This window comes from Streptococcus hyovaginalis DSM 12219 (assembly GCF_000420785.1).
Taxonomy (GTDB): Bacteria; Bacillota; Bacilli; order Lactobacillales; family Streptococcaceae; genus Streptococcus; species Streptococcus hyovaginalis.
Genome location: NZ_ATVP01000019.1, coordinates 1 through 20415, shown reverse-complemented (window position 1 = coordinate 20415; position 20415 = coordinate 1). Strand labels below are relative to the sequence as shown.

Sequence of the window (20415 nt, the reverse complement as noted above, 5' to 3'; positions counted from 1 at the left end):
AAAGTCTTTTCAGATTCTCGCTTTGGTGTTGATGTGCTCAAAGTAGAAGTGCCGGTTAACATGAACTTTGTGGAAGGATTTGCAGAGGGAGAGGTGCTTTACAGCAAGGAAGAGGCTGCTCAAGCTTTCCGTGATCAAGAAGCAGCGACCGAATTGCCTTATATCTACTTGAGTGCTGGTGTGTCAGCTAAACTCTTCCAAGAGACCTTGGTCTTTGCGGCAGAATCTGGAGCCAACTTCAATGGGGTCCTTTGTGGGCGTGCGACCTGGGCTGGTGCTGTTGAGGTTTATATCAAAGAAGGTAGTGATGCTGCTCGTGAGTGGTTGCGTACGGAAGGTTTCCGTAACATTGACGAACTCAACAAGGTGCTTGACAGAACAGCTACATCTTGGGAGTCTAAAGTTAACTAAGGTATCCTGTATTCACTCTCCAGATATGGGACATGAATTTCAAAATGGGTAGAGGGGGCTTCCCTCTCTTTTTTAGAATCAGGAGGACATCATGACATTACAACTGAGTAATGACCAACTTACAGTGACATTTAAAGAGTTAGGAGGTGAGCTATCTTCCATCAAGGATAAAGATGGCATTGAATACCTATGGCAAGGGGATGCAACCTATTGGGGTGGGCAAGCTCCTGTGCTTTTTCCTATTTGTGGTAGTTTGAGAGACAATGAAACCTTGTATCCGGCTAATGCCAATCAGCAGAAAAAAGGGCAGATGCCGCGTCATGGCTTGGTTCGTAAAGAAGTCTTTAATGGGACACAGTTATCGGATAAGGAAGTGGTTTATCAACTCAAAAGTACTCCTGGTATGTTTGACGTCTTTCCTTATCATTTCGAGCTTGCTAGCCATTATCGTTTGGAAGGCAGTCGCATTCGTGTGACTTATGAGGTCAACAATTTGGAAGCGGAATTTGCTATGCCTTTTACGATTGGTGGGCACCCAGGTTTTAACTGCCCCTTATTAGCCGACGAGCAGTATGAAGACTACTATCTATCTTTTGAGGAGCCAGAAACGGTGACAGTCCCTAAGGTATTTCCAGAAACGGGGCTTGTCGATCTAACGGATCGAACTCCTTTTTTGGAGAATGCTGAAAAGCTTGATCTGGATTATGAGTTATTTAGAGATGATACCCTAGTTTTGGATCAACTAGATTCAAAAGTGATCAGCTTACGCTCCAAAAATCATGATAAGGGCATTGCTTTTCATTTGGGAGATTTTCCGTTTTTAGTGTTATGGTCAACTGCTAATAAAGGCCCTTTTATCGCCCTAGAACCATGGCTGGGTATGTCTACTTCTAAGCACGAATCTGACTATTTCGCTGACAAAATCAATACCCAGTGGCTAGAAGCTGGCCAGACTCGTTCCTATAGTTTTGAGATTGAGGTTTTGTAGAGAAGTGTTGAGCAATTTTGTTTGAAAAGGTTTAAAACTCGGTAATTTTTGTTATAGTAAGATCATAAAGAACGAAGGTAAATCGTGACTAGTTCGACTAGGCGAGACTGCAAGTAAATTTGGATTTCCCCTGAGTGGATAGGGTGATCTGGATTTAGTTGTAGTCTCTTTTTTATGATCTCAATCTAGGGAGGAGGGCAAATGTACCGATTGTTAAAATCGCTCAATAACAACGTGGCACTAGTAAAAGATGAACAGGGCCAGCAAGCTGTTGTTATGGGGTTAGGAATTGTCCACAATAAAAAGAAAGGCGATATTATACCGGATGCTAGGATAGAGAAGTTATTTTCACTAAAAAATGAGGAATCAAAGGAAACGACCTTATTAGCTAAAGAAGCTTCTGGAGAAGATTTAGAATTGAGTTTTACCATCAGGCAGAAGAACCTACTGTGGAGCAGATGGAAGAGCTAAAAACGCTAGTTTCTGAAGGACTAACACAGTTTTCTTCTATTCTTTTAGATCCTGAATTTGGCTTACTAGCTTCACGCGCCCGTGATGAACAATGTGGTTTGCTTTTGGCTTATGAAAAAACTGGCTATGATACAAGCTCTACTAGTCGATTACCAGCTTGCTTAGTAGAGTGGTCTGTAAAACGACTAAAAGAAGAAGGGGCAGATGCTATCAAGTTCTTACTCTATTATGATGTTGATGGAGACCGATATGGAACCTTCAAAAACATGCCTATATTGAACGCTTGGGTTCAGAATGTCAGGCTGAAGGTTTACCATTCTTCTTGGAAATTTTGAGCTATGATGAAACGATTGAAGACAAATGCCAGTGTGGAATTTGCAAAAGTCAAACCTCGAAAAGTAAATGAGGCTATGAAAGTATTTTCAGATGAACGCTTTGGAGTGGATGTTCTCAAGGTAGAAGTACCTGTGAACATGAATTTTGTAGAAGGCTTCGGAACAGGGGAGGTCGTCTATACAAAAGCAGAAGCAGCCGAATATTTCCGTCAACAAGAAGCATCAACTCATTTGCCATACATTTATCTAAGTGCAGGTGTTTCTGCTAAGCTTTTCCAAGATACTCTAGTGTTTGCACATGAAGCTGGTGCTAAATTTAACGGTGTTCTCTGTGGTCGTGCGACGTGGGCGGGTGTTGTGCCAGTCTATATTGAACAGGGTGAAGAAACTGCGCGTGAATGGTTACGCAGTGTTGGTCGTGAAAATATCGAGGGACTTTATGCAGTCTTGTCTCAAACAGCAACTTCTTGGCTAGAAAAATAATTGAAAAAATAACCATTTTCTTAAAAGAAAGGGTTTACATTTTTTGAGAATATGCTATAATGATCTCATCAGCAAGAATAGAGTGGATTGTAACTAATTCGATTAGGCAAGACTACAAATGGATTTGAGAGTAGGATATTCTCGGTTTGTTTGTAGTCTTTTTTTGCTTAAAAATATAGGAGGGATATATGTTTAGGATTGTACAGTCACTAAATAATAACGCTGCCCTGGTGAAAAATGAACATGGGGAACAAGCGGTCGTGATGGGATTAGGTATAACCTTTCAAAAGAAAAAAGGGGATTTAATTGTTAAGGACAAGATAGAAAATATTTTTTCACTGAAAAATGATGAAGCCAAAGAAAATTTTCTGACCTTATTAAAAGATATTCCATTAGATTTTATTTCGGCAACCTACACGGTTATTAATCATCTAGTAGAAACTTATCATTACCCTGTACAAGAATATCTATATGTGACACTGACAGATCATATCTATTGTGCATATCAGGCGGTTTTAAAGAATACCTATCAAGAAAGTAGGTTACCTAATATTTCAGCCGAATATCCATTGGAATATAAAATGGCGTGTGAAGCTTTAGCTATGTTTCGTGAAAAGTTGCTAAAAGATTTTCCAAATGATGAGATTGGTAGAATTGCATTTCACTTAATTAATGCAAAGGGTGAAACAATTCATCCCACAAGTGAAGAACAGGATATCAGCAAAAAAATTATAACAGATGTTGAACAAATCTTAACGGAGAATGGGATTAAACGCTCAAAAGAAAATAGCAATTTTTATGATCGCTTTATGATTCATTTGTCCTATTTTCTGAATTACTTAGACAGATCCCATCAGTCAAATGAATCGATTGCTAGTTTGGAACAGTACATCAAGCTCCAGAATCCAAGAGCCCATCAGGTTGGAAGTCAGATTTTTGAGATGATTATATCTTTGGTTGATGAGCCAGTAAATGATAGTGAAAGGTTCTATATTGTACTACATATTCAACGGTTATTGTAAATCCATTCAATTTTAAAAGGAGGTTCATATTATGAACAGAGAAGAAATTACGTTATTAGGTTTTGAGATTGTTGCATTCGCTGGTGATGCTCGTTCTCGTTTGATGGAGGCACTGGCTGCTGCTCAAAAAGGTGATTATGCAAAAGCAGAAGAACTAGTTGAAGCTGCCAATGCTTGTATTGTTGAAGCTCACCATGCTCAGACAAGTTTGTTGCAGAAAGAAGCGGCTGGTGAGGATTTAGCCTTTAGTGTGACGCTCATGCATGGTCAAGACCATCTCATGACGACATTATTATTGAAAGATATGATGAGTCATATGATTGAGCTTTACAAACGAGGTGATAAGTAATGAATAAATTGATTGAATTCATTGAGAAAGGGAAGCCTTTCTTTGAAAAGATTTCGAGAAACCCTTATTTAAGGGCTATCCGTGATGGTTTTATCGCAGCAATGCCGGTTATCTTGTTCTCAAGTATCTTCCTATTGGTGGCTTTTGTGCCTAATATCTTTGGATTTACTTGGTCTGATGAAGTAGTTGCGGCTATCATGAAACCTTACGGTTATACAATGGGTATTGTAGCTGTCTTAGTTGCAGGAACGACCGCAAAATCTTTGACAGATGCATTTAACCGTCAATTGCCAAAAACCAATCAAATCAACTTCATTTCAACCATGATTGCTTCAATTTCAGGTTTCTTATTACTGGCTTCTGATGGTATTGAAGGTGGATTTGCCAATGGTTACATGGGAACTAAGGGACTTTTGACAGCCTTTCTAGCAGCCTTCATTACGGTTAATATCTATAAGGTCTGTGTGAAAAACAATGTCACCATTCGTATGCCAGACGAAGTTCCACCGAACGTATCCCAGGCATTTAAAGATGTGATTCCATATGCATTGTCTATCTTTGTCTTGTATGGAATTGATCTTGTGACACGTCAATTTCTTGGAACAAACGTTGCTGAGGCGATTCTGAAATTATTTGAGCCTCTATTTACAGCCGCAGATGGTTATGTTGGTATTACAATTATCTTTGGTGCCTATGCTTTGTTCTGGTTTGTAGGGATTCATGGTCCGTCAATTGTTGAGCCAGCAATTGCAGCCATTACTTATGCCAATATTGAAACCAACTTCCAACTTTTGCAGGCGGGTCAACACGCTGACAAAATCCTGACTTCAGGTACTCAAATGTTTATCGTGACAATGGGTGGTACAGGTGCTACCTTGGTTGTGCCATTCATGTTTATGTGGTTGACTAAGTCTAAACGAAATAAAGCAATTGGACGTGCTTCAGTTGTTCCAACTTTCTTTGGTGTAAATGAACCAATCTTGTTCGGTGCACCACTCGTACTCAACCCAGTATTCTTTGTTCCATTCATCTTAGCTCCAATTGCTAACGTATGGATTTTCAAATTCTTTGTTGATACGCTAAAAATGAACAGTTTCAGCGTTAACTTGCCATGGACAACTCCAGGACCATTGGGGATTGTAATGGGGACAAACTTTGCTCCACTTGCCTTTGCACTAGCTATCTTATTGGTAGTTGTCGATGTACTTATCTATTATCCATTCTTGAAAGTTTACGATGAGCAAATTCTTGCTGAAGAACAATCAGGGAAAGTTGAAAATAGCTTGAAAGAGAAAGTGGCGGCTAACTTTAATACCGCCAAAGCGGATGCTATTCTTGAAAAGGCTGCAGTCGATACCGAAATTTCTGAACAAACAAATGTTTTGGTGCTTTGTGCAGGGGGTGGTACAAGCGGATTGCTTGCCAACGCTCTAACTAAAGCTGCAAAAGAATATGGTGTTCCAGTTACAGCTACAGCAGGAAGTTATGGGGCGCACCGTGAGATTTTGCCAGAGTATCAATTAGTCATCCTTGCACCTCAAGTAGCATCAAACTACGATGACATTAAACAAGAAACCGATGCATTGGGCATTAAACTCGCCAAAACTGAAGGAGCTCAATACATTAAACTCACACGTGATGGTCAAGGTGCTCTTGACTTTGTCAAACAACAGTTTTAGAACCTATATTCACGGTTCAGCACTTCCATCTAAGGCTAGTTTTTCAGCTACTCATCGTTAGTTTTTTCAAAATACAGTCAGTATTCCCTCAAAAAACCGCCTTGATTAGTGAAAAACTATCTCTTATATACAAGCACTTCACTTGTGAATACAGGTTCTTAATCAAAAGGGGAGGGAGTTATCATCTCCAACTCCTACCCCTTTATTTATTTTTGATAGAAGAAGGTAGGCATATGGTTAAAACATTACCGAAAGATTTTATATTTGGTGGAGCAACTGCTGCATATCAAGCAGAGGGTGCTACACAGACGGATGGAAAAGGTCGTGTTGCGTGGGACAAGTATCTAGAAGATAATTACTGGTACACTGCGGAACCAGCTTCTGATTTTTATAATCGTTATCCAGTTGATTTAGAACTAAGTGAACAGTTTGGTGTGAATGGCATTCGTATTTCAATTGCGTGGTCTCGTATCTTCCCAACAGGCTTTGGAGAAGTGAATCCAAAGGGAGTAGAGTATTACCATAAATTATTTGCGGAATGCCATAAACGTCATGTAGAACCATTTGTAACGCTTCACCATTTTGATACACCAGAAACGCTACATTCTAATGGTGACTTTCTAAATCGAGAAAATATTGAGCACTTCGTCAATTACGCAGCGTTTTGCTTCAAAGAATTCCCCGAAGTTAATTACTGGACAACCTTTAATGAAATCGGTCCAATTGGTGATGGGCAATATTTAGTTGGGAAGTTCCCACCAGGGATTCAGTATGATTTAGCTAAGGTATTCCAATCTCACCACAATATGATGGTTTCACATGCCAAGGCAGTTAAGCTCTACAAGGATGCTGGTTATAGTGGAGAAATTGGTGTTGTACACGCATTACCAACGAAATATCCTTATGATCCAACCAATCCTGACGATGTTCGTGCAGCGGAACTAGAAGATATTATTCATAATAAATTTATCCTCGATGCTACATACTTGGGTTACTATTCTGAAAAAACGCTTGAAGGCGTTCGACATATTCTGAAAGTAAATGGTGGGGAATTAGACCTTCGTGATGAAGACTTCGCTGCCTTAGATGCCGCAAAAGATTTGAACGACTTCTTGGGCATCAATTACTATATGAGTGATTGGATGAGGGCTCATGACGGTGAGACTAAAATTATCCATAATGGTAAAGGTGAAAAGGGAAGTTCTAAGTATCAAATCAAGGGAGTTGGTCGTAGAGAATCTCCAGTTGATATTCCAAAAACGGACTGGGATTGGATTATCTATCCGCAAGGCCTTTATGATCAAATCATGCGTGTAAAAAATGACTATCCAAACTATAAGAAAATCTACATCACTGAAAATGGTCTAGGCTATAAAGATGAATTTGTAGATGGTACAGTCTATGACGATGGTCGAATCGATTATGTGAAAAAGCATTTAGAAGTGATTTCAGATGCTATCTCAGATGGTGCCAATGTTAAAGGTTATTTCATCTGGTCCTTGATGGATGTATTTTCTTGGTCAAATGGATACGAGAAACGCTATGGATTGTTCTATGTTGACTTTGAGACCCAAGAACGGTATCCAAAGAAAAGTGCTTATTGGTATAAACAGATCTCCGAAACCAAACGGATTGAGTAGTTTCTGAGGGTGGACTTTAAGTGATACATTATCAATTGTAGTAGCTGATTAACAAAGATATATGAGAGAATCAGATTGATTCTCTTTTTTGTAAACAGGAAAGTAAGGGTTGGTAAGACAGATTTTTAGGCATTGATGTACCTAACGGATACTATACAAAAAGATTAATTAGAATTTTGATGGGCATGATACTTTTTATATCGAATTCCCGCTATTGGTGAAATGTCTTTAACTAATTCATAGATAAAGTCAGCATCAATCCCTATTTCTCATTGACGCAGATAATCATTGTGAGGAATTTCTTAAGCAAGAGTAGACATTCAGTTAGTTGTCATAAAAAAATAGCATTCATATCCTTTTTTACTCTCCCTCCCACTTTTGAACACTTTCTTGTGTAATTCTTGGTCTTTTTTGAAGCGTTTTCAAATTTTATAATGTAGACATAATAACACATCATATATGGAAAGAGGTAGTTACTATGGATGCACTCCTAGCTCCCCTTAATTGGTTTTCGCAAAATATTTTGCAAAACCCCGCATTTTTTGTAGGACTTTTGGTTCTTCTTGGGTATTTACTGTTGAAAAAGCCTTTGCATGATGTTTTTGCAGGTGTTATTAAAGCAACAGTTGGTTATCTGATTTTGAATGTTGGTGCAGGTGGATTGGTTAATACCTTCCGACCAATTCTGGTTGCACTAGCCGAAAAATTCAAGTTAGAAGCAGCGGTCATTGACCCCTATTTTGGTCTAGCAGCTGCTAATGCTAAGTTGGAGACGATGGGCTTCATCAGTGTGGCAACTACTGCTCTTCTAATTGGTTTTGGTATCAATATTTTAATGGTTGCTCTGCGTAAAGTAACCAAAGTTAGAACGCTCTTTATTACAGGGCATATCATGGTTCAACAAGCAGCAACGATATCAGTATTTGTCTTACTATTAATACCACAGTTTCAAAACGCCTTTGGAGCCTGGGCAGTTGGGATCATTTGTGGGCTCTATTGGGCAGTTAGTTCAAATATGACAGTAGAGCCAACGCAACGTCTAACAGGTGGCGGTGGATTTGCTATTGGTCATCAACAACAATTTGCTATCTGGTTTGTGGACAAAGTTGCTCCAATTTTTGGTAAAAAAGAAGAAAATTTGGATAACTTAAAATTACCAACTTTCTTGAATATTTTCCATGATACTGTCGTGGCTTCAGCAACATTGATGTTAGTCTTCTTTGGAGGAATTCTAGCTGTTTTAGGACCAGAAATCATGTCAAATGCTGAATTGATCGGAGCGGGTGCTTATGTTCCTGAAAAACAAGCTTTCTTTATGTACGTGCTTCAAACAGCATTGACTTTCTCTGTTTACCTTTTCATTTTGATGCAAGGTGTGCGCATGTTCGTTGCCGAATTGACCAATGCCTTCCAAGGTATTTCTAGTAAGTTACTTCCTGGGTCATTCCCAGCGGTCGATGTTGCAGCTTCTTATGGATTTGGTTCATCAAATGCCGTACTTTCAGGGTTTGTTTTTGGTTTGATTGGACAACTCATTACGATTGCCTTGTTGGTTGTCTTTAAGAATCCGATCTTGATTATTACAGGATTTGTTCCTGTCTTCTTTGACAATGCAGCTATTGCTGTTTATGCAGATAAGCGTGGTGGTTGGAAGGCAGCGGTAGCCCTCTCCTTCATTTCGGGTGTGCTTCAAGTTTCCTTGGGAGCTATTGCGGTTGCCTTGCTTGGTTTGACAGGTGGCTATCACGGGAATATTGATTTAGTGCTTCCTTGGTTACCAATTGGTTATCTCTTTAAATACCTTGGAATTATTGGATATGTGATTGCTTGCTTATTCTTCCTGATTATTCCGCAGCTTCAATATGCTAAAGCAAAGGATAAAGAAGCCTATTACCGTGGTGATGCTCAAGCTGAATAATGAATTAGGTAGAATTTAAAATTGGAAAGGAAAAAATAATGGTAAAAGTATTAACAGCGTGTGGAAATGGCATGGGATCTTCTATGGTCATTAAAATGAAAGTTGAAAAAGCTCTTCGTGAGTTAGGTGTTACTGACATTCAATCAGCGTCATGTTCAGTTGGTGAAGCAAAAGGTCTTGCTTCTGGGTATGACATCGTGGTTGCATCTAATCACCTCATTCATGAATTAGAAGGACGAACAAGTGGAAAATTAGTAGGTCTTGATAATCTTATGGATGACAATGAAATCAAAACAAAGTTGAGTGAGATCTTATAAAAAAGGGTTGGGTTACCAACCCTTATCCTATAAATGAATTGAGGAAAACAGATGAATTTACAACAATCTTTTAAGGAAAATCATTCTATCAGACTGGGGTTAAGCGCAGATACTTGGCAAGAAGCAATTAAACTAGCTGTTCAACCGCTTATTGATAGCGGTGCGGCCAATTCTGATTATTATGATGCTATCATTGCTTCTACGGAGAAGTACGGTCCCTATTATGTTTTGATGCCTGGCATGGCTATGCCACATGCGGAAGCTGGTCATGGGGTGTTTAAAGATGCTTTTGCTTTGATTACCTTGAAGAAGCCAGTTGTTTTTTCTGATGGAAAAGAAGCCTCTGTTTTCATTACCTTAGCAGCAACTGATCCTGCTATTCATACGACGGTAGCCATTCCGCAAATTGTAGCACTCTTTGAACTTGACAATGCTATTGAGCGATTATTGGCTTGTCAAACGCCAGACGAGGTTTTGCAAATGGTTGAAGAATCAAAAAATAGTCCCTATTTGGAGGGCTTGGATTTAGACAGTTAATAAGCAAGATAAGCTATTTAAAAGTATAAAGAAAGGATAAGGCTTTGGAAAAATAGTTAGAAATAGGGACGACTAGTTTTAGACGTTCGGCTAGCTATTTTCAAGCCTAAAAATTGAGTAATGACACATTCTATTCCAAATTTACAAGTTGCCCTAGATCATTCAGATTTACAAGGAGCGATAAAAGCTGCGGTAGCAGTTGGTCAAGAGGTCGATGTAATCGAAGCAGGTACTGTCTGCTTGTTACAAGTGGGAAGTGAATTAGTTGAAGTCTTACGGAGTTTGTTCCCAGATAAAATCATTGTCGCTGATACAAAATGTGCTGATGCAGGTGGAACGGTTGCTAAAAATAATGCTACCCGTGGAGCAGACTGGATGACCTGCATTTGTTGCGCAACCATTCCTACGATGGAAGCAGCCTTAAAAGCTATCAAAGAGGCACGTGGTGATCGTGGTGAGATTCAAATTGAATTGTATGGCGATTGGACCTTTGAACAAGCGCAATTGTGGTTAGATGCAGGGATTTCACAAGCCATTTACCATCAATCTCGTGATGCTTTACTTGCAGGTGAGACTTGGGGTGATAAAGACCTTAATAAGGTAAAGAAATTAATTGACATGGGATTTAGGGTTTCTGTTACTGGTGGTCTAACGATTGAGACTCTGAAGTTATTTGAAGGTGTAGACGTCTTTACCTTTATTGCTGGTCGAGGTATTACAGAGGCAGAAAATCCTGCACAGGCAGCGCGTGATTTCAAGGATGAAATTCGCCGCATCTGGGGGTGATATGATGAGCCGTCCAATTGGTATTTACGAAAAGGCAACGCCAAAGCATTTCACATGGCTTGAGCGCTTAAATTTTGCCAAGGAATTAGGTTTTGATTTTGTTGAGATGTCTGTAGATGAGACAGATGAACGCTTAGCAAGGCTTGACTGGTCAAAAGAGGAACGTTTAGAGCTTGTTAAAGCGATTTTTGAAACTGGTGTTCGCATTCCGACCATATGTTTTTCAGGGCATAGACGTTTTCCGTTGGGGTCAAATGATCCTGATATTGAAGCAAAGTCACTTGAACTCATGAAAAAATGCATTGAGTTGGCACAAGATCTAGGTGTGAGAACGATTCAGTTGGCAGGTTATGATGTCTACTATGAAGAAAAGTCTTATCGAACAAGAGAGAGATTTATCAAAAATCTCAGGTTGGCTTGCGATTGGGCTGAGGAAGCTCAAGTGATTTTAGCCATTGAAATTATGGATGATCCCTTTATCAATTCTATTGAAAAATATTTGGCGATTGAAAAAGAAGTTGATTCACCGTATTTGTTTGTTTACCCAGATACGGGAAATGTTTCAGCTTGGCATAATGACCTTTGGAGTGAGTTCTACAATGGTCATCAATCCATCGCTGCTCTTCACTTGAAAGATACCTATCCTGTTACGGAAAATTCAAGTGGTCAGTTTAGAGATGTCCCCTTTGGTAAAGGGTGTGTTGACTGGGAAGACATGTTTGCCGTTATTAAACGTAGCAATTACAAAGGACCATTTTTGATTGAGATGTGGTCTGAAAATTGTGACACGGTTGAGGAAACAAAAGCTGCTATCAAAGAAGCCCAAGATTTTCTATACCCATTGATGAAGAAAGCAGAGGTTATCTAATGGCTAAACATTTACAAGAAATGAGAGAGCGTGTCTGTCAAGCTAATAAATCTTTGCCAGAGCATGGTTTAGTGAAGTTTACTTGGGGAAATGTCTCAGAAGTTTGTCGAGAACTTGGTCGGATTGTTATTAAACCGTCTGGTGTTGATTATGAGCTATTGACACCAGAAAATATGGTTGTTACAGATTTAGAAGGGAATGTTGTGGAGGGGGATTTAAACCCATCATCAGATTTACCAACTCACGTAGCCCTTTACAAAGCATGGCCAGAAATCGGCGGTATTGTTCATACGCATTCGACCGAAGCAGTTGCCTGGGCACAGGCTGGTCGAGACATTCCTTTTTATGGCACGACCCATGCGGATTATTTCTATGGTCCAGTTCCTTGCGCCCGTTCATTGAGTGAGGAAGAAGTAAATAGTGCTTATGAGAGAGAGACAGGAACAGTCATTATTGAAGAGTTTACGCGTCGTGGTCTTGATCCAGTAGCTGTTCCAGGGATTGTTGTTCGAAATCATGGTCCTTTTACTTGGGGAAAAGACCCAGATCAGGCAGTTTATCACTCTGTGGTTTTAGAAGAAGTTGCCAAAATGAATCGTTTGACAGAAAGTATTAATCCGCAAGTTGAGCCTGCCCCTCAATATATTCTGGATAAACATTATCTCAGAAAACATGGTCCTAACGCTTACTATGGACAGATAGGTGATAACCACTGATGTTCTATGATTTGGCATTTGAGGAAAAGCTCAGTATTTCTTACTAGTGTTCGTATAAACATCTCTATATAGAGGTTGAAGCGTAGCTTCATTTGCGTTTTGGGCTATGAATCTAACGTGTTCAACTTCTCGGAGGTGGAAAACGAACTCTTTTTTCGTTGCTTGAATTTTTCCCACTTTCCATTATCTTTTTCATAAAGGAGCTTTTTGTCAAATTTTTCTAAAAAAGCTCTTCCATGCTGTTTAATAAGGTATAATTAAGTTTTGAAAGAAGGAGGTAAGCCTTTTGTTATTAGATAAAAAAAGTTATGATTTACTAGTTTATCTGTTAGTATTGGAGCAGCATCAAACAATCAGTCACATTGCTGAGAAACTTGAACAGTCGCGTCGTAAAATTTATTATCATTTGGAAAAAATAAACGATTCACTGCCTAATGATGTTGAACCAATTACCAGTATTCCTAGATTGGGTATTTTACTAAGTCCAGAACAAAAGGCTGCTTGCCAGAAGCTTTTACACCAAACAGATTCTTATTTTTATGTCATGAGTGCCGATGAGCGACTGATATTAACCACTTTAGCTATTGCAACCAGTAATAGTAGAATGACGATTGATCGCCTGATTTCTATTTGCCAGGTATCAAGAAATACCGTCTTAAGTGACCTGAATCAATTGAGAAATCGATTGAGTGAGGCAGGGCTAGGAATAAAATTATCTGTTACCAAAGCCAAAGGTTATCATTTTGAGGGACACCCGATGGCCTTTATACAATATTGTTACGGGGTTTTATTATCTCTAGACCAAATGGTTTCGAATCGTTTTGCTGAGATAGTTTTTGAGCAATTGCGAAACATCAATCAACCGCACCTCTTGGCCTCTGATGCGCTTCATACCTATATCGGTCAATTCTTTGTGGAAGCTGAATTAAAGTTGGGCAAGTCCTTGAATCAAAAAGAGCGACATTTCTTTGTCAATAGTTTGCCATATCTTCTTTTAGCTTACCGAAAATTGGAGTGCCCAGCGACTTTTAGAGATCTTTTATCTCAGGAGTTAGCACCAGTCCGAAAACGGTTGGAATTCCGACTGGTAGAAGAGATGAATTTAGCTGTCCAAGAGAGATTCGATTTAGCCTTGGAAGCTCCTGAAATTGATATTATTACGCTGCTTTTACTATCGTTTCGAAAGGATAAAGATTCACATCTTGAAAGTAGTGATTATGCTAGCTTGAGGCAATCCTTAGTTACTTATCTAAACTATTTTCAAGAGCATTTTGGTAGTCAATTCATTAATAGAGAGGATTTGGAAAAACAGCTCCTAATGCATTGCAAATCTCTACTATACCGAAAACAATATGGCATTCCTAGCTATAATCCTCTAACAGAAACAATTAAGGAAAAATACGAGCGACTTTATACTATGGTGGCTTCAACCATTTATCTTTTAGAAGGTGGATGGCAGGTCAGTTTAAATGATGATGAGATCGCATTTTTAGTTATTCATATAGGAGGAGCTATTAGGCGCCATAAGGATAATTATCATCAGAAAAAAACAGTTATTGTTAGCGATGATGGGATTGCGATACAGAAATTTCTGTTAAGTCGAACACAACGCTTTATTCCTTCATTGAAAATTGAAGCTGTTTTTACCACAGAACAGTTTCAAAGTGTTGCTGATCTTCTCCAGATTAATTTTATCATTACCACACAAGACAGCTTAGAGACAGATCTTCCTGTGGTTTTTGTAAATCCATTAATGACTAATGATGACATCGTGAAACTACTCCGAGTCACTCAGGGAAATACTCAGCCCTGGGATGCACAAGGTATTCAGGAAAAAATTAAAGTCTGTATTGAGCAGTTTGCTCCTGGTTGCAAACATACTGATCAATTAACGAAGTCTATTGAGGAAGTCATTTATCAAGACTTTATTTCCGATTTCATTTCTTATGGAAGATACTAAAGTATAGATTCTAGCGAACTTGGTTGCGAAAGATACCGGTTGGTAAAATTCTTAGCATAGATATTGTTTTCAAAATGACGGTCTACCCTTTTTGTGTCAGACTCTTTTTTATGAGTAAAACGATATACAAGACGTTATTGATAAAAGTCTAATCTTGAACACTAGTCTGTGTGGTTCTTGGTCTTTTTTGCTAAGCCAGATAGTCTTATACTTGAGCTATCAAGGAATTAAATTGGAGGATTTTTTATGCCAAATGTAAAAGATATTACACGTGAATCATGGATTTTATCAACGTTTCCAGAATGGGGAACATGGTTAAACGAAGAGATTGAAGAAGAAGTTGTTGCAGAAGGTAACTTTGCTATGTGGTGGTTAGGTAACTGCGGTGTTTGGATAAAAACACCTGGTGGAGCCAATGTGGTGATGGATCTTTGGGCAAATCGTGGGAAAGCTACAAAGAAAGTGAAAGATATGATTTGGGGACATCAAATGGCTAATATGGCTGGTGTTCGAAAGCTTCAACCAAACTTACGTGTCCAACCAATGGTTATTGATCCATTTGCCATCAATGAGCTTGATTATTACTTAGTATCTCATGTGCACTCAGACCACATGGATATTTCCACATCAGCTGCTATTCTTAATAACCCCAAACTAGATCATGTTAAGTTTGTTGGACCAAGTGGCTGTGCCGATATTTGGAAAGGTTGGGGAGTTCCTGAAGATCGTATTCAAGTTATCAAACCTGGTGACAGTTTTGAGTTTAAAGACATCAAAGTGACTGCCGTGGAATCCTTTGATCGTACCTGTCTTGTAACACTTCCTATTGAAGGTTATGAAGAAAATGGTAACAGTTTATCAGGGCTTCCAGTAAGCGATGAACTTATGGCCAGCAAGGCTGTTAACTATATCTTTGAAACCCCTGGTGGAACTATTTACCATGGGGCTGACTCGCATTTCTCAAATTATTTTGCTAAACATGGACGGGATTTCAAGATTGATGTGGCTATTAATAATTATGGTGACAATCCAATTGGTATTCAAGATAAGATGACATCTATTGATCTACTTCGAATGGCTGAAAATCTAGGTGCAGAAGTGATTATCCCAGTTCATTATGATATCTGGTCAAACTTTATGGCTTCGACGGATGAAATTTTAGAACTTTGGAAAATGCGTAAAGAACGTTTACAATATAAATTCCATCCATTCATTTGGGAAGTTGGTGGCAAATACACTTATCCACAAGATAAGGACCGCATTGAATACCATCATCCACGTGGTTTTGATGATTATTTCTTGGAAGATTCTGATATTCAGTTTAAAGCACTTCTTTAAGAAATGACCTTTTAAAGTTAGCGACAAAAAATGGTAGCGCTTTACAAAGTGGATTTGCTGTGATATAAATAAGTTACAAAATTTCGGAAAACAGGACGTCAGCCTTACCAAAGAGTTGTAGGAAATATGTCACGTCCGATCGATATTTATGAAAAAGCTACCCCCAAGCAGTTGACATGGGTAGAGCGTCTAAAGTTTGCTAAAGAGTTAGGTTTTGACTTTGTGGAGATGTCCATCGATGAAACAGACGAGCGTTTGGCTCGTCTGAATTGGTCTACAGAAGAACGGCTATCCATTGTCAAAGCAGTATTTGAGACGGGGATTCGCATCCCAACGATTTGTTTTTCAGGACATCGTCGTTATCCTTTAGGTTCTAATGATCCTGATCTTGAAAAACAATCACTTATTTTGATGAAAAAATGTCTAAAGTTAGCACAAGATTTAGGGGTTCGTACCATTCAGTTAGCTGGTTATGATGTTTATTATGAAGAAAAGTCAGTAGAAACACGTCAACGGTTCTTAAAAAATCTTCGAAAAGCCTGTGATTGGGCAGAAGAAGCTCAAGTGATTTTGGTCATTGAGATTATGGATGATCCTTTTATTAATTCTATTGAAAAATACCTAGCCATTGAAAAAGAAATTAATTCTCCTTATCTTTTTGTTTACCCTGATACGGGAAATATGTCAGCATGGCGCAATGACTTATGGAGTGAATTTTTCTTAGGACATCGTTCTATTGCTGCCCTTCATCTTAAAGATACTTATCCTGTCACGGCAACATCAAAGGGTCAATTTAGAGATGTGCCCTTTGGAGAAGGTTGTGTTGATTGGGAGGAGATGTTTTCGGTTATTAAAAATACCGGTTATAATGGTCCTTTCTTAATTGAAATGTGGTCTGAGAATTGTAAAACGATAGGTGAAACCCAAAAAGCTATTCAAGAGGCGCAGAACTTTTTGTATCCTATTATGACAAAAGTGGGGGTGATCTAATGTCTACAAAGTTACAAGAAATGCGTCAACGTGTTTGTGATGCGAACAAATCTTTACCGACTCATGGTTTGGTGAAATTTACTTGGGGAAATGTATCAGAAGTTGACCGCGAATTAGGTCTTATTGTGATAAAACCTTCAGGAGTTGATTATGACCAATTAACACCTGATAATATGGTAGTGACTGACTTGGAGGGAACCGTTATTGAAGGCGAATTAAATCCTTCGTCAGATTTACCAACACATGTTGAACTTTACAAAGCTTGGCCAGAAATTGATGGGATTGTACACACTCACTCAACAGAAGCTGTTGGCTGGGCACAAGCCGGTCGGGATATTCCATTTTACGGTACGACACATGCCGATTATTTTTATGGTCCGATTCCTTGTGCTCGTTCTCTATCTGCTGAAGAAGTTGAAGCGGCTTACGAGAAAGAAACAGGCAGTGTTATCATAGAGGAGTTTAATCGTCGTGGTATCGATCCTACAGCAGTTCCTGGTATTGTTGTTCGGAACCACGGTCCATTTGCCTGGGGAAAAAATCCAGAACAAGCTGTTTATCATGCGGTTGTCTTGGAGGAAGTTGCCAAGATGGATCGTTTAACAGAAGCCATAAATCCTAAAGTGGAACCTGCACCAAAGTATATCTTGGATAAGCACTATTTACGTAAACATGGTCCTAATGCCTATTATGGCCAAAAAGAAGACCGACATTAAAGAACAGTTGTTATATCAAACCTCTGAAATCTAGCTAATGAGTTGAGTTTCAGAGGTTTTTATGCTCTATTAAAATGACTTCTAGCATGTTATAATAGATGAAAAGAAATCAGCTTTAGGAGGTGGGGCATGCGCGAAAAATTAACCATATCAGATATCGCTAAAATAGCGGGCGTCTCAATTGCTACGGTTTCCAATTATCTTAATGGGAATTACCAAAAAATGTCCCTAAAAACCAAAGAAAAGCTTAGAGAGGTTATCGAACAAACGGATTACCATCCTAATCGTCTGGCACAGAGTCTTGTAACCCAGTACAATAAAACCATAGGTGTTGTCATTGCGGATATAACCAATCCTTTCATTTCTACCGTTATGAAAGGTATTCATGATGTTTGTCACGAAGAAGGATACGCTGTTAGCTTTGCTAATTCAGACAATGATTGTCGAACAGAAGCTGCTAATGTTAACTTACTCTTGCAGCAAGACGTCTCTGGTATCATTATTGATTCCGTTGATCCTAATCAAGACTATATTAAGCAACTCCGACCAGAACAAATTGTTCTAGTCGATAGACAAGCTGAAGAGCTGGCAGTTGATACAGTTGTATCAGATAATAAAGAAGCTACAAAGATTTTTGTCAAAGAGATGTTAGCGAAAGGTTACCAAGATATTTACTTCGTATCCTACCCAATTGATAAGATTTCGACACGTTTATTACGCTATCAGGGTTTTCAAGAAGCTTTTGAAACAAAAAAAGATCACTTGTTAGTTATTGAGACTACTAACGAAACGTACATTAAAGAAAAAATAGTAGCTATTATTGAAGAAAGCCCTAAAAAGCCAGCTTTTCTGATGATGAATGGTCCAACTCTGCTAAGTTTCATGAAAGTGATAGCAGATCTCCCCTATACTTACCCAAATGATTTTGGCCTAGGATCTTATGAAGACTTAGAGTGGATGCAAATTCTAAAACCAAGTATATCGACTATTCGTCAAGATTCCTATCAAATAGGATGTATGGCAGCTAAACATTTGATTCATAAGCTTGAAGCAAAAAACAAGCAATCTCTGCCTCAATTAATGGAAATCAGAAGTGAGATTATTTTGAGACATTCGTTTTAAAAAAGAACTGTACTAGTTGTTATCATTAGTACAGTTTTTTAAAAACAGAAAAGAAAACGCTTGCTTTTTTAGGATAATAGTTTTATACTATAAACGTTGTTTAGTAAAACGTTTAACCTACCTACTAGACTATCCTGGATTTGTTGTTACAACAGATTATGGAAATTTTGATCAAATTAGCCATCAACTAGATGCTATTGCCAATTTAGCACGTCTATATCCTAGTCTTGATTTTGTGGTATATCACCTTTCATTTCCACATATCGATAATGGTCATCGACTTCGTGCAGAACTTGGTATGTGGAAACCATTTGAAAATATTTATACCGATATTTCAGCTATTCAAGACATTGACCGCCCAGATGAGTTTCCGTTCCCTAAGTCAGAAGCAAATGTTCGTATTGCAAAAGAAGTTCTGGGAGCAAAACGAATTATTTGGGGAACAGATTCACCATGGTCTGCTACTTTCAACACTTATGAGGAGTTAGCAACTTGGCTAGAAAAAGTTGATATTTTTAGTAACGAGGAGCTCGAAGATGTCATGTATCATAATGCAGAACGAGTCTACTTTAAACCAGAATTTGTTGAAGCAAATCGACAAGCAGTTGACCAAGTTACTAAAGGTTTGGACCTCTAAGAGTATAGAAAAGGTACAGGTAAGTTTAAACTTGTACCTTTCTTGATAGTGTGAGGTGCAGTATCTCTGGCATTATCAGGTAGAAGGTGAATTTACTCCCCTTCGGTAGGGGCTGATTGTAGAATAGGAGATAGAATGACTTATTTTTTAAGTATTGATTATGGGGGAACAAAAACAAAAGCTATTTTATTCGATCGTTTAGGTCATCAGGTGGCCTTGTCCTCGTTTGAAACTTTAACAATCGAAGACAAGCCAGGTTTTAGAGAAGTTGACTTAGACGAAACCTGGTTGGCCATTGCTGAGTCGGTGAAGTCAGTTATTTCCAAAGCCTCAATTGAGGCTGAAGAAGTAAAAGCGGTAGCTTGTATCGGTCATGGTAAGGGGCTTTATCTTTTAGATAAATTGGGTCATCCTTATCGTAACGGTATTTTGTCGACGGATAATCGTGCCTGGCAGTTGGCACAAAGTTTTGAAGAAAAAATTGATGACATCTGGTCAATGACCAGACAGCATATTGTTGCCTCCCAAAGTCCTGTTTTATTACGTTGGTTAAAAGAACATGAACCTGAAACCTATAACAAAATTGGGTCTGTTTTATCAGCCAAAGCTTTTATCCGTTTTAAACTAACTAACATCATTTCTCAAGAGATAGGGGATGCCTCAGGCAACCATTGGATTAATTTTGAAACGGGAAACTATGATAAGAATATCTTGGCATTTTTTGGCATTCTTGACTGTTATGAAGCCTTACCTAAGTTGCTTAACTATCAAGACATTGTTGGTCGCGTTAGTCAAGAAGCTGCTCTCTTGACTGGACTAGCTGAAGGTATTCCGGTTATAGGAGGACTTTTTGACATTGATGCTTGTGCGCTAGGTTCAGGTGTTTTAGATGATCGCATGTTCAGCGTGATTTCAGGAACGTGGAATATTAATAGCTACCCTAGTCGGCGGGTAGCCGATAAAGATAGTGGGCAAATGACCTCTTATTTCCCTAATCGTCAATTTTTGGTAGAGGCTAGTAGCCCGACTTCTGCAGGTATAGTCAATTGAAACAAGAGCAGGACAAAAGTGCCTCAAGAAACGTATCGCAATTCGGCAATACTTTTCTGAGGTGTTTTTTGATATGAGCCCA

17 protein-coding genes and 4 pseudogenes are annotated in these 20415 nt (G+C 38.8%); all 21 read left to right on the top strand.

Features of this window, described 5'->3' with window-relative positions; all coding sequences use genetic code 11:
• Positions 1-411, top strand: a 411-nt coding sequence (locus G574_RS0109980; RefSeq protein ID WP_029692070.1) for a tagatose-bisphosphate aldolase, incomplete at its 5' end; no start/stop codon positions are given.
• A gap of 91 nt (positions 412-502) precedes the next feature.
• The gene (locus G574_RS0109975) at positions 503-1399 is read left to right on the top strand and encodes an aldose 1-epimerase family protein (protein WP_029692069.1); all 897 of its coding nucleotides are present in this window, start codon (positions 503-505) and stop codon (positions 1397-1399) included.
• A gap of 201 nt (positions 1400-1600) precedes the next feature.
• Positions 1601-1783 (top strand): annotated as a pseudogene (locus tag G574_RS0109970) (CAT RNA binding domain-containing protein); the annotation flags it as partial.
• 44 nt (positions 1784-1827) lie between these two features.
• Positions 1828-2688 (top strand): annotated as a pseudogene (lacD, locus tag G574_RS11010) (tagatose-bisphosphate aldolase); the annotation flags it as partial.
• Between the two features lie 188 nt (positions 2689-2876).
• On the top strand, positions 2877-3710 hold the full coding sequence (locus G574_RS0109960; protein WP_029692066.1) for a PRD domain-containing protein: 834 nt from the start codon (positions 2877-2879) through the stop codon (positions 3708-3710).
• A 31-nt stretch (positions 3711-3741) separates the two neighbouring features.
• A complete protein-coding gene (locus G574_RS0109955; RefSeq protein WP_003048451.1) occupies positions 3742-4059 on the top strand; it encodes a PTS lactose/cellobiose transporter subunit IIA in 318 nt (105 codons plus the stop codon).
• Positions 4059-5738, top strand: coding sequence for a lactose-specific PTS transporter subunit EIIC (locus tag G574_RS0109950; protein ID WP_024415631.1), 1680 nt, complete (start codon positions 4059-4061; stop codon positions 5736-5738). The genes G574_RS0109955 and G574_RS0109950 overlap by 1 nt, the downstream gene beginning before the upstream one ends.
• Before the next feature lie 233 nt (positions 5739-5971).
• Entirely contained in the window at positions 5972-7378 is a 1407-nt protein-coding gene (lacG, locus tag G574_RS0109945) for a 6-phospho-beta-galactosidase (protein WP_029692065.1), read from the top strand.
• Between the two features lie 478 nt (positions 7379-7856).
• The gene (locus G574_RS0109935; protein WP_017770259.1) at positions 7857-9296 is read left to right on the top strand and encodes a PTS sugar transporter subunit IIC; all 1440 of its coding nucleotides are present in this window, start codon (positions 7857-7859) and stop codon (positions 9294-9296) included.
• Between the two features lie 38 nt (positions 9297-9334).
• Positions 9335-9613, top strand: coding sequence for a PTS sugar transporter subunit IIB (locus G574_RS0109930; protein WP_017770260.1), 279 nt, complete (start codon positions 9335-9337; stop codon positions 9611-9613).
• Positions 9614-9664: 51 nt separating this feature from the next.
• Positions 9665-10150 (top strand): PTS sugar transporter subunit IIA, encoded by a 486-nt coding sequence (locus tag G574_RS0109925; protein ID WP_017770261.1) that lies wholly within the window; start codon positions 9665-9667, stop codon positions 10148-10150.
• 120 nt (positions 10151-10270) lie between these two features.
• Complete coding sequence (locus G574_RS0109920) at positions 10271-10936, top strand: 3-keto-L-gulonate-6-phosphate decarboxylase UlaD (protein ID WP_029692064.1); 666 nt, start codon at positions 10271-10273, stop codon at positions 10934-10936.
• A gap of 4 nt (positions 10937-10940) precedes the next feature.
• A complete protein-coding gene (locus G574_RS0109915) occupies positions 10941-11804 on the top strand; it encodes an L-ribulose-5-phosphate 3-epimerase (protein ID WP_029692063.1) in 864 nt (287 codons plus the stop codon).
• Positions 11804-12520 carry an L-ribulose-5-phosphate 4-epimerase gene (locus tag G574_RS0109910; protein WP_017770264.1) on the top strand — a complete coding sequence of 239 codons (717 nt, stop codon included), beginning with the start codon at positions 11804-11806 and terminating at the stop codon, positions 12518-12520. The genes G574_RS0109915 and G574_RS0109910 overlap by 1 nt, the downstream gene beginning before the upstream one ends.
• 286 nt (positions 12521-12806) lie before the next feature.
• A complete protein-coding gene (locus tag G574_RS0109900; RefSeq protein ID WP_029692062.1) occupies positions 12807-14480 on the top strand; it encodes a BglG family transcription antiterminator in 1674 nt (557 codons plus the stop codon).
• A gap of 246 nt (positions 14481-14726) precedes the next feature.
• Complete coding sequence (gene ulaG, locus G574_RS0109895) at positions 14727-15818, top strand: L-ascorbate 6-phosphate lactonase (RefSeq protein WP_017770267.1); 1092 nt, start codon at positions 14727-14729, stop codon at positions 15816-15818.
• A 126-nt stretch (positions 15819-15944) separates the two neighbouring features.
• A complete protein-coding gene (locus tag G574_RS0109890) occupies positions 15945-16808 on the top strand; it encodes an L-ribulose-5-phosphate 3-epimerase (RefSeq protein WP_029692061.1) in 864 nt (287 codons plus the stop codon).
• Positions 16808-17524: an L-ribulose-5-phosphate 4-epimerase gene (locus G574_RS0109885; RefSeq protein ID WP_029692060.1), complete on the top strand. Its 717-nt coding sequence runs from the start codon at positions 16808-16810 to the stop codon at positions 17522-17524. The genes G574_RS0109890 and G574_RS0109885 overlap by 1 nt, the downstream gene beginning before the upstream one ends.
• A gap of 129 nt (positions 17525-17653) precedes the next feature.
• Positions 17654-18646, top strand: a complete 993-nt coding sequence (locus G574_RS0109880; protein ID WP_017770270.1) for a LacI family DNA-binding transcriptional regulator — start codon at positions 17654-17656, stop codon at positions 18644-18646.
• Between the two features lie 112 nt (positions 18647-18758).
• Positions 18759-19283 (top strand): annotated as a pseudogene (locus G574_RS0109875) (amidohydrolase family protein); the annotation flags it as partial.
• Between the two features lie 135 nt (positions 19284-19418).
• A pseudogene (locus G574_RS0109870) lies at positions 19419-20321 on the top strand (FGGY family carbohydrate kinase); the annotation flags it as partial.
• Positions 20322-20415 lie beyond the last annotated feature (94 nt).

Bases quoted from the DNA above. Each gene is read 5' to 3' on its own strand.
- G574_RS0109950 (WP_024415631.1), top strand. From the start codon at position 4,059: ATGAATAAATTGATTGAATTCATTGAGAAAGGGAAGCCTTTCTTTGAA.
- G574_RS0109920 (WP_029692064.1), top strand. From the start codon at position 10,271: ATGACACATTCTATTCCAAATTTACAAGTTGCCCTAGATCATTCAGAT.
- ulaG (WP_017770267.1), top strand. From the start codon at position 14,727: ATGCCAAATGTAAAAGATATTACACGTGAATCATGGATTTTATCAACG.
- G574_RS0109890 (WP_029692061.1), top strand. From the start codon at position 15,945: ATGTCACGTCCGATCGATATTTATGAAAAAGCTACCCCCAAGCAGTTG.
- G574_RS0109930 (WP_017770260.1), top strand. From the start codon at position 9,335: ATGGTAAAAGTATTAACAGCGTGTGGAAATGGCATGGGATCTTCTATG.
- lacG (WP_029692065.1), top strand. From the start codon at position 5,972: ATGGTTAAAACATTACCGAAAGATTTTATATTTGGTGGAGCAACTGCT.
- G574_RS0109960 (WP_029692066.1), top strand. From the start codon at position 2,877: ATGTTTAGGATTGTACAGTCACTAAATAATAACGCTGCCCTGGTGAAA.
- G574_RS0109935 (WP_017770259.1), top strand. From the start codon at position 7,857: ATGGATGCACTCCTAGCTCCCCTTAATTGGTTTTCGCAAAATATTTTG.
- G574_RS0109880 (WP_017770270.1), top strand. From the start codon at position 17,654: ATGCGCGAAAAATTAACCATATCAGATATCGCTAAAATAGCGGGCGTC.
- G574_RS0109910 (WP_017770264.1), top strand. From the start codon at position 11,804: ATGGCTAAACATTTACAAGAAATGAGAGAGCGTGTCTGTCAAGCTAAT.
- G574_RS0109955 (WP_003048451.1), top strand. From the start codon at position 3,742: ATGAACAGAGAAGAAATTACGTTATTAGGTTTTGAGATTGTTGCATTC.
- G574_RS0109975 (WP_029692069.1), top strand. From the start codon at position 503: ATGACATTACAACTGAGTAATGACCAACTTACAGTGACATTTAAAGAG.
- G574_RS0109915 (WP_029692063.1), top strand. From the start codon at position 10,941: ATGAGCCGTCCAATTGGTATTTACGAAAAGGCAACGCCAAAGCATTTC.
- G574_RS0109925 (WP_017770261.1), top strand. From the start codon at position 9,665: ATGAATTTACAACAATCTTTTAAGGAAAATCATTCTATCAGACTGGGG.
- G574_RS0109885 (WP_029692060.1), top strand. From the start codon at position 16,808: ATGTCTACAAAGTTACAAGAAATGCGTCAACGTGTTTGTGATGCGAAC.